This is a genomic window from Empedobacter sp. UBA6745, assembly GCF_002453775.1.
Lineage (GTDB): Bacteria > Bacteroidota > Bacteroidia > Flavobacteriales > Weeksellaceae > Empedobacter > Empedobacter falsenii_C.
On record NZ_DKHL01000032.1, the window covers coordinates 103,204 to 119,670 of the forward strand.

Consider the following 16,467-nt stretch of genomic DNA (forward strand, 5'->3'; position numbering starts at 1 on the left):
TACATCGCGCCAACTTTGTTTGGGGAAAGGGGTTTTATTTTACGTTATAAGTTTTACGCTTAACGTTCTACGTTTTTATTTTTATTCTTATTATATTCAAATCCACTTTTTAACAACAAATTTTGTCATTCTGGGCTCATTTCAGAATCGCATCCTAAACTTTTCTAACCACAATAGAAACATAGGTTTTTATTTTTTTTATTTTAGAGATTGTATAGTTCAGTAAGCTGAAACATAGCGATCTCCTTACTATGTTTAAAAGATTTATCTTCTCTATTGCTCTTTATTTTCTCCGTCCAGTTCTATGTACCTATGTGGTGAATATTCTTTTCTATCGTTCTAAGCTTATCGAAGAATCTTTCTATCACTTTTCAATTCTAACTGAATCGAATAACCGTCTGTGCAAAATCTTTAAATCTTGCAAAAGTGTAGAGGGTAAAACAAATGGTATAGAGGAATAACCAAGTGTATAAAGTTCGATGCGAATGTGATGGAAGAAAACGACCAAAAACAAGAAAGGCATGGAACTCTTCTTAAAGCATTAGAGGTACTGGCATACCCAAAGGAACAATAAGAGAGCCCACGCCTAGGTCGTGAGCAAAACTACTTATTTTTCTTGTTCCTTTTTATGAAAAGTGCCAGTTTTCTAATACAAGAGAAAAAGTAATAATTACTTTATTTTTAAATAATTGATATTCTTTTACTTATTCAAATGTATAAACAAAAAAAATGTAAACCAAATAGTTTACAATAAATTTTTAATAAACTCTTAAAATTGTCTTATGCCTAAGTTAAGTAATGAAGATAAAGAGTTAAGAGATACTATTAAAAAGAGGTTTTTAACAATTTTAGAAGAAAAGAAAATGTCAAAATCAGATTTAGCAAACTTATCTGATAAAGATCGTCAAGCTATAAATAAATGGACAAACTTAAATAATGAAGATGGATTAACAATTTACACAATTAAAAACCTATGTCGAATTCTTAAAATAAGTTTGACAGCTTTTTTTAATGATAAATCGTTTAATAATTATACAAAATAACAAAGGCTCCAAATGGAGCCTTATCTATTTTATTCGTTTATATCTTTTATTTTAATAATTCTTCCTGGATTTCCTACAACTGTTGCGCCATCAGGAACATCTTTTATAATGACAGCTCCAGCACCTATGGTACACCATTTACCAATCTTTATACCTTGAATAATAGAAGCCCCAATCCCAATATGTGTACCTTCGCCTACCTCAACATTTCCTGCTAAAGAAACGTTAGGCGAAATATGCACATAATCACTAATTATACATTCGTGATCGATAGAGGTATTGGTATTAATGATACAATGTTTTCCTATATTGACTTCTGAATTCACTGAAACGCCAGCCATTACAACAGTTCCTTCTGCTATTTTTGCACGTTTAGAAATAGATGTTTTAGGATGAATAAGAGTAGGATAATTAAATTGTACATTATTATTCACAAGCATTTTCCGAGTAATATTATGTCCAATTGAAATTACAACATCAATCTGTTTTCTTGGGATTTCATGAATTACCTTATAGTCTAAGACTTTGTTCATCGATTGATCGCTATCTATAAAAGCTTCAATGAGTATGTTATTTTCTTCAGCAATTTCAGCAATTACTTTTCCATGTCCGCTTGCTCCAAATAAATACATTGCTTAATTTTTTCCGTTAAAAGGTTCTATCGTCACATGTCCATCAGCAGAAATCCCTTCTGATTTGAACACTTTTTTGAACGTTGTAAAGAATACATTTACATCCATCAAGAAAGATAAATTATCGACATATTCTACATCCAATTCAAATTTCTTTGTCCATGAAATTGCATTTCGCCCATTTACTTGCGCCCACCCTGTAATACCAGGTCGAACATTGTGACGACGTTTTTGTGTTTCGTTATACAAAGGCAAATATTGCGGCAATAAAGGACGTGGACCAATAATAGCCATATCTCCTTTCAAGACATTGATTAACTGCGGGATTTCGTCTAAACTTGTTTTACGAACAAAAGCACCAATTGGCGTTAAACGCTCAGCATCAGATAAAAGATTCCCTTTAGCATCTTTCTTATCATTCATCGTTTTGAACTTAATAATCTTAAAGATTTTCTCATTCAATCCTGGACGAGCCTGAAAGAAAAAAGGTTTACCTTGATTTGCAACATATAAGCCAATCATCACCACTATAAATATAGGCAAAAGTAGAATCAATGCTACTAATGCTATTATAAAATCGAAAAGGCGTTTGAAAAAGTGTTTATACATTAATTTAGAGATTAGATATTGGGGATTAGAAATTAGGGACTAGAGTTTTGATTTACGATATTTTATTAATCCATTTAACATTTTACCTATTTCTTCAATTTTTGCTTGTAAAATTATATAATCAGAATCTGATATAAAATTAATATTTTTTGAAATTAATAATTGTGTGTCTAGTTCCATTAAACTACCTAAGGCTATGTATAAAAAATGAATAAACTCTTTATCAGAATTACGTGCAGCTCCTTCTGCTATATTTGAAGATATAGAAACTGCTGATCTTCTAATTTGATTGGTCAAACCATATATTTCTTCTTTTGGAAAAGATTGTGTTTCTTTATAAATAATCGTAACAAAATCAACCGATTTCTTCCAAACATCTAAATCTTTATGTGTTTTCATTATTTTAGTAATTGGAAATTAGGGAATAGACATTAGAATTAATATTTCTAGTTTCTAGTTTCTAGTTTCTAGTTTATTAATTAATGAATTATATTCATCTAATAAGGCGTCCCATACAACTGATTGTTCATAGCGTTCTTGTATCAATGTACGAGCATTATTCTTTAATCTAAGGTAATAGTCTTTATCTACCATCAACTTTTGCATGGCATGCAACACAGAATCCGTATCTTTAACTGGAATTATTGTTCCATTTTTGCCTTCTACAATAATTTCATTGCATCCGTTGATATCACTTACAATACTTGGTAATTCCATTGCTCCTGCTTGTATTACAACATTCGGAAAGCCTTCGCGGTAACTTGGAAAAACCAACGCATTAGCAATAGCAAAATATGAACGAACATCTTTTTGAAAGCCAACCGAAATAATATTCTCATTATTCTCAATTTCTTTCAATGTTTCCTCCTTTAAAGGATCAAGTTCACTTTCTAATGGACCTACTAATAAGAGTTTAGGGATTCGGGATTGGGAATTAGAGATTGGAGACTGGAGACTGGAGATTTGGGGTTCGGAACTAATTCCTAATTTCTGATCTCTAATTTCTAGTTTCTGAAACGCTTCAACTAACTCATTGATTCCTTTGTCTCCAACTAATCGTCCTACAAAAATAAAAACAAAATCATTTTCATTAATCTTTAATTCTTGTTTTAGTTGTTCTTGTTTTTCTGGTGAAATTTGAGCTGGTGAAAAAAATTCTAAATCAATTCCGTTAACATTTCCATTTGCTAATACTTTTAATGGTTTGGAAGTGATTTTAAACTTAATTAAATCATCCTTTACACCATTCCCTTCAGGATATATATTCGTTGCAGCCCAACACAATAGCTGATCCATCTTAATCAATAATTTTTGCAATAATCCAGTTCTATTAGGAAAAATAAGCCCCGTAAAAGTATGCATTCGTATAGGTACACCTGCCATTTTACCTGCCAGCATTGTTAGCAAACCTGCTTTTGGGGTGATAGAATGTACAATAGTCGGTTTTTCTTTTCGAAATTGACTATAAAGTTTAAAAAGTGAAATTAAATCTTTAAACGGGCTAATACCACGTTCCATATCGACAGAAATCGTTTTTATCTCTTCTCTTTTACCTACTTCGATTAAATCATTTCCTTGAGATGAAAGTCCAATAATTTCAAATTTTTTTGACAAAAATTTTAATTGTCCTTTTAATAATATATTAAGCGAAATTGGAACAGTGGATATGCGGATGATTTTAGTTTTCATTATTCTTATTAATCATAAACTTGATACCCAACAATATTAGATATACACCTAAAATAATTCTATGTTTTGAACAAAAGAAAAATATTCTCCAATGAATTGGAAAGTATTTTAATTGTAAATTAGAATAAGCTTTTATATATAACTCATTATTTAAAATTAATCTTAGATTTTTATAAATAGCAAAAAATCCTTTTTCATTCTGTAGTTCATTAATACCTAAACCTATAATACTTAGAGCAATTCTATTATTTAATGCTATTTCAAAGTCATTACCTTTATGTTTAGTTAAACTTTCTAATTTATTAAATAGATTTTTCCAAAGTAAAAATAAATCTGATTTATACTTAGAAGTAAAAGATGACAAATTTATTTTTCTGTAAAAATATAAAGGTTCATTACTAATATAAACATTAGTACAATATTCTAAATAAAATAAATTAAAAATCAAATCTTCACAAGTTCCTATTTCCTTAGTTGATATAAATTCTATCTTATGATCTTTAATTAATTTTGATTTATATAACTTAGCCCAAACAGTAACTAAACTATCTATCTGACTTGGATCATTAAGTTCTTCATTAATTAATCCAACTAAACGTCTTTGAAAACTAACATTACTAACATTTCCAGTAAATTGAAAAATTCTTGGTATTTCCTTACCAACATATGCTCTATTATAAGAACAAGCAACCAAATCCGTATCATAAATTTTACTTAATAAAACTTCAACTGTATTTGGAGCTATCCAATCATCACTATCAACAAACATCAAATAATCTCCAGAAGAATTATTTATACCTAAATTTCTAGCAAAAGAAATACCTTTATTCTCTTGATCTATTAATATAAAACGTGAATCTTTATTTGTAAACTCTTTTATAATTTTAAATGAATTATCTGTAGAACCATCATTAATTACAATAATCTCAAGATTACTGAATGTTTGTTGTATAATACTTTCTAAACATTGTTCTAGATACAATTCAACATTATATACAGGAACTATAATTGAAACTAAAGGAGTAGACATATTAAACAATTAAAGATTCTAAATCATTTCTAAAAATAGCTGAAACATTCTTTTTTTGATGATTTCGTTGTCCACAGTCCCAGGCTTTATTTGCATATTCTTCTAATAATTTTGGATTTTCTTTTAACTTTTCTAATTCACTTTTAATAGAGTTAAGATTATTTATGCAAATGGCGGCATCTTCACTTTTCAAATATTTATAAGGTGAACTTTCTTTCCAACAAATAGCGATTACGCATCTACCTGTAGACAGTAAATCTATTATCTTAGTTGAAAACGATAATCGAGTAACTAACTTCTGTTGTAAATCAAAAGATTCTACATGTAAAACAATATCTGATGATTGATAATAATCCTGCATTTGACTGCTATTTAATTTACCAACAATTATACAGTTTTTTCCATCATTTAGTAATTGATTAATCTTATCTGTTATAGGTGTTTGAGTCGCTATTATTAGTTTAAAATTAAGTTTTTCTTGATTTAATTGCTTAATAACCTCTGCTAAACGAGCCAATGTTTTATATCGGTTATAAATTAAATTACCTCCATAAAATAAAGTAATAGGTTTTTCTTTTGAGTAATTATATACTGGTTTTATCTCAAAATCTCCAGCTTTTTTCAGTACTTTCATTGGTACTTTTAAAACCGGCTGATACTCATTTAATTGTTCCTGTGTCATCGTATATAATAGAGAATAGTACTTTGAAGTTTTTTTTACATTTGCTCTTAGAATTACTCTATTGATCCAAAAAAATGGAGATAACGAAAAATGTTTATACGTTAAATGATCATCAGAAACATAAGAAACCAATTTCTTATTAGTTAACTCAGCTACATACCTATCTAAACGATGTAAATGAATACCATAATACATGGGGGCAAAAATAATATCTGGATTATATTCTTTTATAAAACGTTCTAATTCTAGTGATTTCCATTTTGATGAACGCCACAATAAATCTTGTACAAAATAAGCTGTATTTAAAAAGAATTTTTTTATAAATCTAAACTTATTATTAGTTAATACATCAGTAGTTTTTACTTTAGCTTTTAGTTGTTCTTGTACTAAAATTTTGCCAAATGACCTCTTCTTCACTGCTGACCTAATCATTTCAGCTTCTGATAAATGAAAATAATTAAAACAAATGTTATTTGAGGGTAGAGCAGGATTTGTATAAATCTGCGCAAATTCATAATCATCAGTAAATGATTCAAATAAATTAGTAAGAACGTTCCCTCCATTACTTTCATTTCTCCACGCCTCTCCGGAAATTAATAAGATTCTTTTTTTCATTATTTTGTTAAGATTCTTAAAAAGTTATATTGACAGTTTAATTTATAAATAGTATTAAATAATTCACCACTAAATCTAATCCCAAAATTATCAATCATAAACTTACAAAACTTTGCTTTTTTACCTAATGCATAAGTTAAAATTGAAGCTTCATTCTTTATTTTTATATATAATTCTGGATTAGGATTTTTCAATTTAGAAAAAATAATATACGACGTGATGTATTGACTTGCTAAATACGAAAGTAGATACTTATTAATTTCTGAATTATCTGCTTCTAAAATATTTTTCCATTTAGATACTGAATACAAAATATCTATAATACTTTTTTCATCTGATGTATTTGTAATAGAACCTGGCCTATTTTTTATATACATATAAAAAGGAGTATTGATTGCATCTATCGAATCAACGTTATAAAAAACATTTAATAACCAATCTATATCCTCTGCTTTTATCCCTGTTTTAAATTTAATATTATTACTAATTAAAAGCTCTTTTTTTATAGCTAATACCCATGCAGATCCAGGAAAATTATTGGTATTTATCAACGATTTTATTGCAGATACTTTATTAATTCTTATTTCTTCTAATTGATAATTACCTCTACTTAAAAATGTTGTATTATTAACTAAATTAACATCTTTAGTACCATATAAAATAATGTCTTTCTTATTATTTACAATAGTTTCTGCTAAACTTGATAAGGCATAATTTCCTTCCCAATAATCATCACTATCTAAGAATAATATGTATTCACCATTCGCTTGTTCAACCCCTACATTTCGAGCATCAGATAAACCACCATTGGCTTTGTGTATAACTTTTATTCTACTATCATTAGCTGCAAATTGATCACAGATTTGAGGACAGTTATCAGGAGAACCATCATTAACTAATATAATTTCGTAATCTTCATAGTTTTGACTTAATACACTATTTACACATTTATGTAAATAGTTTTCTACTTTATATACGGGAATAATAATACTAAATAAAGGCATTTAATCGTTTTTTTTAATTTATTAAGATCTATTTTCTTTTAAGAAATTTCTCAGCCAAATTGATTGAACTATACAATAAGGCAACATAGCTAATATATTTGCTACTATTATAAATATCCAACTATTGTAATCTTTTGTTATGTATATAAAAACCATAAATAATAAAACACCTACAGTCATAAATATCAATTGAATTTTTAATATTCCAAGCCCATTTGCAAAACTTGATATAATTGAATTCCACATTGAAACAAATACAAAAATTGAAAATATAAAACAATACAAATAATTAATTTGAAATGATTTTTCTTTAAGCCAAATATCTAAAATAGTCTGAGAACAAAATGTTAATAAAATTAACATAATGATTGATAAAAATAAAAGTTTATATAATCGTTTAGCAAGACCACTTAACCAATTATATTCTTCTTTTTCATATGCTGTAGTAATTTCTGACCATAATGGAGTCATCATTACTACAAAAAATGAACTCACCAAAGAAAATAAACTGTAATAAACCTTATATGTAACAACATCTTTCGAAGAGTTTGTTGCCGTAATAAATACCTCATTTGTATTTGACATAATAAGATACAATATTTGAATCAAGAAAAAAATGATTCCAATAGATAATACTTTTTTTCCGTAATTATAATGAATACTTTTAATAGAAAAGAAATTTGATTTTAATATATATATTTTTACATAAATTGTAACAAGTATTATAGGTAAAGTAAATGTAATTAAGTATAATAAACTTAAATTTAATAAATTTACTTCTTCACTATACTTAGGTAAAATTTTTAGCCCTATTAAGAGTAAAATACTCGAAGATAAAGCTACTAAACTTACTAAACTTGGACTATTTAAAGCATATAATACGGAATAGACTGTTTTCAATACGAATTGAATCATTACTCCTAAAAATAAAATGACAATAACTTTTAATAAATATGCATTACTAATGTTGGTGTTAAGAAAAGTTTGCCAATTAATGAAAGTAAATAATGGAATAGCTATTATCGAAATTAGAAGTACTAATAAAAATATTACTCCGTATGATGATGAAATTAATCTCTTTATTTCTTCTCCATCATTATTAAGAATAGGGCCTACTAATCTATTCCTAAGCCCATTTGTAACACCTAAGTCAAATGTTATAAACCAATTAATAAAGGCTAATAAGGTAAACCATATCCCTAAAGTAGATTGGTTAGTAAAAAAACTCATATACGTTGGTAACATTAATAATGAAATTAACATACCAGAACCTTTTAAAGCAACTGCTAAAAACATGTTAACCAGTACTCTTTTGTTTCTGGTCTCTAATTTTTTAAGCTTATTAATCATTACTTTGTAATAATTTCAATTAATTTATTTTTAAAATTATTATTTAACAAATTCAGCTTTTCTGTTATTTCTTGAAAAGACCTAAGCTCAACCTCTTGTATTGATTTACTTATTTCTTCTGGTTTATCTATACTATAAGAACTAACAAGCTTACTAATGGCTGAAACTTCAACACATCTAATATTACAACTTACTACATTAAGTCCTAATCCTAAATATGTTAAAATTTTACTAGGGAATGATGTATCCAAATACTCTCCTTCCATTTTTTGCGTACTTAATCCAATATGACATTTTTGGGCATAAATTATAAAATCATCTCCTGTTTTTAATCCATCATAAAAAATCACAGCTTTTGATAAAGAATTTACTATTCGAATCTTTTCTTTTAGTTCTTCAATCTCTCCAAATCCAATTACATGTAGTATATACTTTTCATCTAAAAATCGCATAGCTTCAACTGCATTAAATGCTCCCGCTTTATCTTTATCTATTATTCCTGCATAGAGCAAATGTATTTTATTATCATTATTCGTTTTATTTAATCTAGGAAAAACTTTATAATTACCATATAAAATAACAGATGGTTTATTCTCTAAGTTTATTTTTTTATCTAATAAATCTGTAGAAAAAATAAATGAATTTGAATTTCTAATAAATTTTAACTCTTTCTTTTTAAATTTTTTATGTAAAGAATTCACATCACTATATATCTCCTCAACTTCTAGAATTATATCAAGTTCTTTAAATAGTCTTATAAAAATTAGTGGCGCTAATAACCAAATTGAGTGATATATTATTATTTTTTCATTTTTTTTAACTTTAAAAAGTAAATAAAAAAACAACCATACCCATGATAAAATAATGGTAAAGTAACTAAGTAATTTATATTTAGTATTAAAAGATGGGCTATAAATATAATTGTTATTAGCCAAACTTATTGTTTCTCCTCTTTTAAAAAATGACTTTTCTGTAGGAACTAACCAGGATGGTGAAATAATATCAACTCCATATCCAATCTCATTCAAACTACTTATGACATAATCCATCTTATTAACAGCTGATAAAGCGCAAGTACGGTTTATTTTAGATGAATTGTGGTTGTAAAACCCTATGTACTTTATTCTATTCATTATAGTTTTCTCCTAATTTAATTGGTTCCCAATAAAAACGATATTCTTTTGTATAATTTGTTCTAATAAATAATATGAATAATACTATTACAGCCCATCCTACAATTTCTCTTCTACCTTTGAAAGGAATTTTATTCAATGAATTTATTGCTTTCGGAATTAGCAAAATCATATATATAGAAAAATACATAGTAATTCTAAGTAAAGCAGGATTAATCCAAGATAAAGGCAATAAAACCAAAGCACAAGCCATTGCATTATAATAATGGATATTATTAGCATCTTGCTTTAACAACACTTTTTTTCTATATAATGTAAAAATACAAACCATCAAAAATATAATAGTAAAATTTATTGTTCCCGATCCATCAAATTCTTTATATTCTTCATAACCTCCGAAACCTAATAAAAAAAATGTTAATTGATTTTTAAACACCATTATTAATGGAAATATTAATAAGGTAGTTGGAAAAATCCATTTCGTATTTTTTATATTGCATAAAAAATAGAACGGTATAAAAATTAATACCGATTTATGTATTAGTGATGTGAGAAGTAAAACACATAAGAACAACAACAACTTTCTTTTTTTTATTAATTCATAACAATAAAAAGTTGCTGCAAGAGCTAACGATTGTCTAATTGAAGTAATTGAGAAAACATAAAAAAATAATACATAAAAAATTATTATTGCTAAAAAAGCCTCAGTAATTTTATTCGTATTATTCTTTAAAAAATTATAAAAGGAAATATAGAATATAATAGCAACTAAAAATAGATAAATCTGAAAATTATTTGTAAAAATTTGAGTAATTTTTTCAAAAACAGTATAACCAATATCCTTACGGTCTACAGTATTATAAAAGTTAGTTAACATACCAACCAATTGTTTCCAAGATATACTCTTTGTATTTTCATAGCCAATATAATAGGCATAAGTATCCTCTCCTACTCCAAGATTTCGTAAACCTGAAAATAGAACAAAAATTAGACAAATTGTTTTAATGTAATTATTTTTAGTTTTAATTTCATTACCTTTTCTTAGACTAGAAGAAAAAAACACAAAAAATATTACAATCACACAAAATATTAATATATATAACATATTTTAGCTTTTATTTATATATAAATTAATAATTTCATTGATATTTATAGTTATATCATAGTTTTCTAAAACATACGCTCTACATACTTTACTATAATGTGATTTCCCATTTTTTTCTATCGTTTTAACTGCATTAATTCTTGCTAAATTATCACGACTTTTTATAACATACCCGCAACCCTCGCCAACAACTTCAGGACATGCAGTTACATTGTTCACGACGACTGGTGTACCACAACTCATTGCTTCTGCTATTACTAAACCAAAGGTATCTTCTGTCGAAAAATGTACGTAAACATCTGCAAAACTATATAGTTTTGCAAGCTCACTCTTTCCATCCACATAAGGAATTACTATACAGTTTTTCGGAAATTTACAATTTTTTGCCACTTTTCCTACAACAATAATCTGATAATCATTTCCTATTTCCTTCGCAAATTTTATTAAATCATTGTATCGTACCGTTCCCAAACTCCATTGGCCACTAACACAAATAATAGTAAATTTTTCTGAATTCAAATTATATTGATCTATGATAGAATCATCTGAAACCGGTCTAAAAATACTGTGATTTATCCAGTTGTATATAGGCTTTATTTCATAACAGTTTAGTAATGATTGCTTAACTTCTCCTGCTAACCAATTTGACACTGTATGTATTGTTGCTTTTTCTAATTTTGTAAACCACTTCTTTTTATCTCGATGCATCTCTTGACTTTTATCTAAGAAGACACTTGATAAATAAGTTTTAAATTGCGGACAATGAGAACATTCTATTTTCCACTTATCACATAATAAATCAGAATAATATGCGCACCTTCCTGTAAACGCCCAACAATCGTGTAATGTCCAGACTACTCGCTTTTGTACTAAATTTAGAAAATCAAATAATATTTCTAAATTTAAATAATTACCATGCAAATTATGTAAATGAATAACATCAGGATTATATTCTTTTATAAAATCAATCAATTTTGTGGTTCCTCTTTTAGTATAATATCCTTGTTTACCTATAAGACGACGACCTACATTGTGAAGATGATTTTCTATTCGCGTACCTATTTTAAAGCTTTTATGATAAGATGTTGATAACTGCCCATAAGCAATATAACATTCATGGCCTTGCTGTTCCAACACATTTGCAATATCCTCGCAAATAGAGCCTGTACTTCCATAACCTGATACAGAATTAATCATCAAAACTTTCATACTCTTCTATATTTCTTCTGACCAAACGGTTCTTTTGATATAATCTGTATATGAAATGATAATACGTACCATTTTCTCTGATACATTTGGCATCGAATAATCAGCTACTGCACGGAAGTTACGTTTATCTCCTACCTCTTGCTGTAATACCTGCACTAAACCTTGCATGATACGATCTGGTGAAAGTCCTACCATCATTACTGAAGCTTCTTCCATTGCCTCTGGACGTTCGTGTGCTTGACGAATATTTAGCGCTCTAAAATTAAGAATAGATGATTCTTCTGAAATTGTTCCTGAATCTGATAAACAAGCATAGGCATGCATTTGCAATGCATTGTAATCATGAAAACCAAGCGGTTTTAAAAACTGAATCTCGGGACGCGTTTCGATTTGCATCTTGTCAATCATATTTTGTGTACGTGGATGCGTTGATACAATAATTGGATATTGGTATTTTTCCGCAATAGTATTCAATGATGTCATCAATCCACGAAAATTTTTCTCCGAATTGATATTTTCTTCTCTATGAGCAGACACAACAAAAAACTTCCCTTTTTCTAAATCTAATTTTTCTAAAACATTTGATGATTTGATTTCTGGTAAATAATGATTTAGAACTTCGAACATTGGAGAACCTGTTTTGATAATACGATCTGCTGGTAATCCTTCTCTTAACAAATATTCTCTCGCAATGTCTGAATATGTTAAGTTAATATCTGCTGTATGGTCAACAATTTTACGGTTTGTTTCTTCTGGAACCCTTTGATCAAAACAACGATTTCCTGCTTCCATGTGAAAAATCGGAATATGACGTTTTTTTGCAGGAATGGCACATAAACATGAATTTGTATCACCTAAAACTAAAAAAGCATCAGGTTTTATTTCCTCTAAAAGCGGATCTATTTTGATTAAAATATTTCCTACTGTTTCGGTGGCTGTTTTCCCCGCAGCTTCTAAGAAATAATCGGGTTTACGAAGTCCTAAATCTTCAAAAAAGATTTGATTTAACTCGTAATCATAATTTTGTCCTGTATGAACGATTGTATGCTCTATAGCTTCAGAAACGTCTAAAGCTGCTAATACTCTTGATAATCGAATAATTTCTGGCCGTGTTCCAACAACCGTCATTACTTTTAGTTTTTTCATATCTATTAAGTTAAAAGGAAAATGGAAAAAGGAAAAATTAAATTGTTGCCATTAATTATTTCTTGCATTTTTCACAATCGCTCCTAATATATTTTTAATTTATTTTGATTCATTTATTATAACAGTTAGTTCGAATGATTCTTTTTCTAATGCTTCAATTAGTCTTAACCAATAATTAGATTCTCTTGCTTCTTTAAGCGAGATGTCTACTTTATTAATAAAATCTGCTTTAGAAGAACCTGCTTGTGCTTCTTCATAATTTGCACCAATAGATGTAGCCGCTTTGACTAATTGATATTTTATTATCTTCAAATCACTAGTATCAGGAAAGTTCTTAAAAATTTAATAACTGCTACATCAAACAAAAAAGTTCTATTCAACAAGTCATTTTTCATTATTAAAATACTTTTACCTTTTTACTTTACACTTCTTACTTCCCTATTACACTTCCAAAAAATAAGTATCCGCATCCTCTGGATTGAATGGTTCATCTATCCAAAAAATGGTATATAAATCTTCATTCCCAATATTTTTGATATTATGGGTGTACCAAATAGGCATATCTACATACGCTGGTTCGGTTCCATCTAAATAGAAATCCAAAACTTCATCTGTATCAATTTTTCTTAGTTGAATTAAAGCTTTTCCTTTAATCACCGCAAAACGTTCAATTTTACGAGTGTGGTAATGATTTCCTCTCGTGATATCTGGAACCGTTGTTGAAAATGAACATTGTCCGCCAATTCCCAAACGAATAACTTCCACAAAAGCACCTCTAGGATCAGTATGTTGCGTAAATTTCACAGGAAAATGCGTTTTGTAATCGATGTATGAACGATACGTATTGAATAAATTATGTTCAAATTTATCACTCAAAACAGGGATTTCTCCTCCGTCGAAATATTTAGTTTTATAACCGTCCAATAAGTCTAAAACCTCAGACACTTTTTTTGTTGAAGTAGGTTCTACGAATAATTCTGCGGTACTTTTTTCGGAACGAATTTCTTCAATTATTTTCATTACCAATTCTTGAACATAAATTAGCTTTACTTCGCCATCATTTGCAATCGTTGGCGTTTCACCATGTGTTAATTGATGACAAAAAGTTCCGATAAAAGAATTGTAAAATGGCTTACCAAAAGCACCAAAAACATTCGGGATAATCAAACCAGTTGCTTTTCCTCCGTTTTCGTTTGCCCAATTTACAATCGCTTCACGACCTTCACGTTTTGACTTTCCGTATAAATTATCGCGTTCCTCTTGCGTTGAAGAAGACATCAAAACATGTGCTTTAGAATTTGTTCTTTTTAATGAATCTACCAATTTATTGGCTAACGCAACATTGGTTTCGTAGATAAATTGTTCGGATTCGTGACGATTCATCGCTGCTAAATGAACAATTACATCACATTGAGCTACAAATTCGTCTAATTGAGTGTCATTCTCAAAGAATTCTTTATCAAAATCTACTCTTTCAAATTCTTCGGGATATAATCCTAATGTGTTATATAAATGACTTCCTACAAAGCCTTTTTGTCCTGTAATTCCTATTTTTTTCATTATTCGTTTTTAAAATAATCTAATGCAAACCTATATTCATCTTGAATTTCGCCCAAGGCATAGTCCGCAAGAACCAACAATTTACTTTCTTCTTCTAAAGCTTGTATTGCTGTTATATGACCTGCTGGAATATGAAGATAAGTTAACAATTCATCAGATAATTCATATGTATTTACAGTTAATTTTTTGGAAGGATTTTCGAAATCATCGACTTTGATGACTGAAATTTCGAATCGACCTTTCATCGTAGCAAACCATCGTTGCTCAATTTTATGCCCTTGCCATCCTCGACTAAAGTATACAGAATGATTCTCGATAGTATAAATACGCTTGATTTGTGAGGCATCAAAATCATTATTATATGTGATAATTCCTCTTTCGTCTTCGTGTCTATTACCCTTTAGAAATTGGGGATTAGGAATTGGGGATTGGAGACTTTTCATTATAGTTTTGATTACGATACTAGATTAGTCTATTTAACATTTTTTCAATTTGTTCAATCGTATCTATATGTTCATTTAAAGAAACTTCTAAATCTTTATGTATCTGCATTTTATTTTAATATTAAACCAATATTTAAATTCCTAGTCTCTAGTACCTAATCACTAATAAGGATATTGCATTACATCTTCACCGAATACCTCTTTACGAATTAAAGGTAATGTAGATACTAATTTTTTTAATCCTTCTACACCTTGTTGTTCTGTATTATGCGAATGATAATCCTCAATTATAGATACATCTTTCTCTCCTTCCGAGAAATATTTTGCATAATTTAAATCACGATTATCTGCTGGTACACGGTAAAAATCTCCCATATCTTCAGCCTTCATCATTTCTTCACGTGTACAAAGTGTTTCGTATAACTTTTCACCATGACGTGTACCAATTACTTTTACTGGAACTTTTTTACCTGTTAATTCTATTAAGGCTTGAGCTAAATCTCCAATCGAACCTGCTGGAGCTTTATTCACAAACAAGTCTCCCGGGTTTCCATTTTCAAAAGCGAAAAGAACTAAATCTACTGCATCTTCTAAAGACATGAAGAAGCGAGACATGTTCGGATCTGTGATTGTGATAGGTTCTCCTTTTTGAATTTGATTTAAAAACAATGGAATAACCGATCCGCGAGATGCCATTACATTCCCATAACGTGTTAAACATACAACAGTTTCAGTCAAGTTACGTGCTTCTGCAACAGCAACTTTTTCCATCATCGCTTTAGAAATTCCCATCGCATTAATTGGATAAGCTGCTTTGTCTGTCGAAAGACAAATTACTTTTTTAACACCATTAGAAGAGGCAGCACGGATCACATTCTGCGTACCTTCTACATTTGTTTTTACTGCTTGCATTGGAAAAAATTCGCACGAAGGAACTTGCTTCAATGCTGCCGCGTGAAAAATATAATCTACACCACGAGTCGCTGGTTCTACTGAGTTGAAATCTCGAACATCGCCAATATAATATTTAATTTTATCGTTTTTGTAAAGATTACGCATATCATCTTGCTTTTTCTCATCACGTGAAAAAATGCGAATTTCTTTGAAATGATCGGTTGCTAAAAAACGGTTAAGAACAGCTGTTCCAAAAGAACCTGTTCCACCTGTAATTAGAAGTACTTTATCTTTTATTTGCATTTTTTTTATTAATTACATTT

The 16,467-nt window shown here is 28.7% G+C and carries 17 protein-coding genes; 1 reads left to right on the forward strand and 16 read right to left on the reverse strand.

Annotated features, from left to right (window positions below; all coding sequences use genetic code 11):
- Positions 1-782: 782 nt before the first annotated feature.
- Positions 783-1,043: a helix-turn-helix domain-containing protein gene (locus B4H69_RS09340; RefSeq protein ID WP_038337090.1), complete on the forward strand. Its 261-nt coding sequence runs from the start codon at positions 783-785 to the stop codon at positions 1,041-1,043.
- A gap of 29 nt (positions 1,044-1,072) precedes the next feature.
- Here B4H69_RS09340 and B4H69_RS09345 read toward each other — a convergent pair whose 3' ends face one another.
- The 16 genes from B4H69_RS09345 to B4H69_RS09420 all read right to left on the reverse strand — a co-directional run bounded on the left by B4H69_RS09345 (position 1,073) and on the right by B4H69_RS09420 (position 16,447).
- A complete protein-coding gene (locus B4H69_RS09345; RefSeq protein ID WP_291093655.1) occupies positions 1,073-1,675 on the reverse strand; it encodes an acetyltransferase in 603 nt (200 codons plus the stop codon).
- A gap of 3 nt (positions 1,676-1,678) precedes the next feature.
- A complete protein-coding gene (locus tag B4H69_RS09350) occupies positions 1,679-2,284 on the reverse strand; it encodes a sugar transferase (RefSeq protein WP_291093658.1) in 606 nt (201 codons plus the stop codon).
- Between the two features lie 39 nt (positions 2,285-2,323).
- A complete protein-coding gene (locus B4H69_RS09355; protein ID WP_291073120.1) occupies positions 2,324-2,683 on the reverse strand; it encodes a four helix bundle protein in 360 nt (119 codons plus the stop codon).
- A 54-nt stretch (positions 2,684-2,737) separates the two neighbouring features.
- Positions 2,738-3,973: a glycosyltransferase family 4 protein gene (locus tag B4H69_RS09360; protein WP_291093661.1), complete on the reverse strand. Its 1,236-nt coding sequence runs from the start codon at positions 3,971-3,973 to the stop codon at positions 2,738-2,740.
- Positions 3,963-5,003 (reverse strand): glycosyltransferase family 2 protein, encoded by a 1,041-nt coding sequence (locus tag B4H69_RS09365; RefSeq protein ID WP_291093664.1) that lies wholly within the window; start codon positions 5,001-5,003, stop codon positions 3,963-3,965. The genes B4H69_RS09360 and B4H69_RS09365 overlap by 11 nt, the downstream gene beginning before the upstream one ends.
- 1 nt (position 5,004) lies before the next feature.
- Positions 5,005-6,300 (reverse strand): glycosyltransferase, encoded by a 1,296-nt coding sequence (locus B4H69_RS09370; protein ID WP_291093667.1) that lies wholly within the window; start codon positions 6,298-6,300, stop codon positions 5,005-5,007.
- Complete coding sequence (locus B4H69_RS09375) at positions 6,300-7,304, reverse strand: glycosyltransferase family 2 protein (protein ID WP_291093669.1); 1,005 nt, start codon at positions 7,302-7,304, stop codon at positions 6,300-6,302. The genes B4H69_RS09370 and B4H69_RS09375 overlap by 1 nt, the downstream gene beginning before the upstream one ends.
- A gap of 21 nt (positions 7,305-7,325) precedes the next feature.
- Entirely contained in the window at positions 7,326-8,600 is a 1,275-nt protein-coding gene (locus tag B4H69_RS09380; protein WP_291093671.1) for a hypothetical protein, read from the reverse strand.
- Positions 8,601-8,653: 53 nt separating this feature from the next.
- Positions 8,654-9,787, reverse strand: coding sequence for a hypothetical protein (locus B4H69_RS09385; RefSeq protein ID WP_291093673.1), 1,134 nt, complete (start codon positions 9,785-9,787; stop codon positions 8,654-8,656).
- Positions 9,780-10,892: an EpsG family protein gene (locus B4H69_RS09390; protein WP_291093675.1), complete on the reverse strand. Its 1,113-nt coding sequence runs from the start codon at positions 10,890-10,892 to the stop codon at positions 9,780-9,782. Before B4H69_RS09390 ends, B4H69_RS09385 begins: the two co-directional genes overlap by 8 nt.
- Positions 10,893-10,895: 3 nt before the next feature.
- Positions 10,896-12,101 carry a glycosyltransferase gene (locus B4H69_RS09395; RefSeq protein WP_291093677.1) on the reverse strand — a complete coding sequence of 402 codons (1,206 nt, stop codon included), beginning with the start codon at positions 12,099-12,101 and terminating at the stop codon, positions 10,896-10,898.
- A 6-nt stretch (positions 12,102-12,107) separates the two neighbouring features.
- Complete coding sequence (gene wecB / locus B4H69_RS09400; RefSeq protein ID WP_291093680.1) at positions 12,108-13,247, reverse strand: non-hydrolyzing UDP-N-acetylglucosamine 2-epimerase; 1,140 nt, start codon at positions 13,245-13,247, stop codon at positions 12,108-12,110.
- Between the two features lie 99 nt (positions 13,248-13,346).
- Positions 13,347-13,559: a four helix bundle protein gene (locus B4H69_RS09405; RefSeq protein ID WP_291093681.1), complete on the reverse strand. Its 213-nt coding sequence runs from the start codon at positions 13,557-13,559 to the stop codon at positions 13,347-13,349.
- Between the two features lie 129 nt (positions 13,560-13,688).
- Entirely contained in the window at positions 13,689-14,807 is a 1,119-nt protein-coding gene (locus B4H69_RS09410) for an NAD-dependent epimerase/dehydratase family protein (RefSeq protein ID WP_291093683.1), read from the reverse strand.
- A complete protein-coding gene (locus B4H69_RS09415) occupies positions 14,807-15,250 on the reverse strand; it encodes a WxcM-like domain-containing protein (RefSeq protein WP_291093685.1) in 444 nt (147 codons plus the stop codon). The genes B4H69_RS09410 and B4H69_RS09415 overlap by 1 nt, the downstream gene beginning before the upstream one ends.
- 162 nt (positions 15,251-15,412) lie before the next feature.
- Positions 15,413-16,447, reverse strand: coding sequence for a polysaccharide biosynthesis protein (locus tag B4H69_RS09420; RefSeq protein ID WP_291093687.1), 1,035 nt, complete (start codon positions 16,445-16,447; stop codon positions 15,413-15,415).
- Positions 16,448-16,467: the final 20 nt, after the last annotated feature.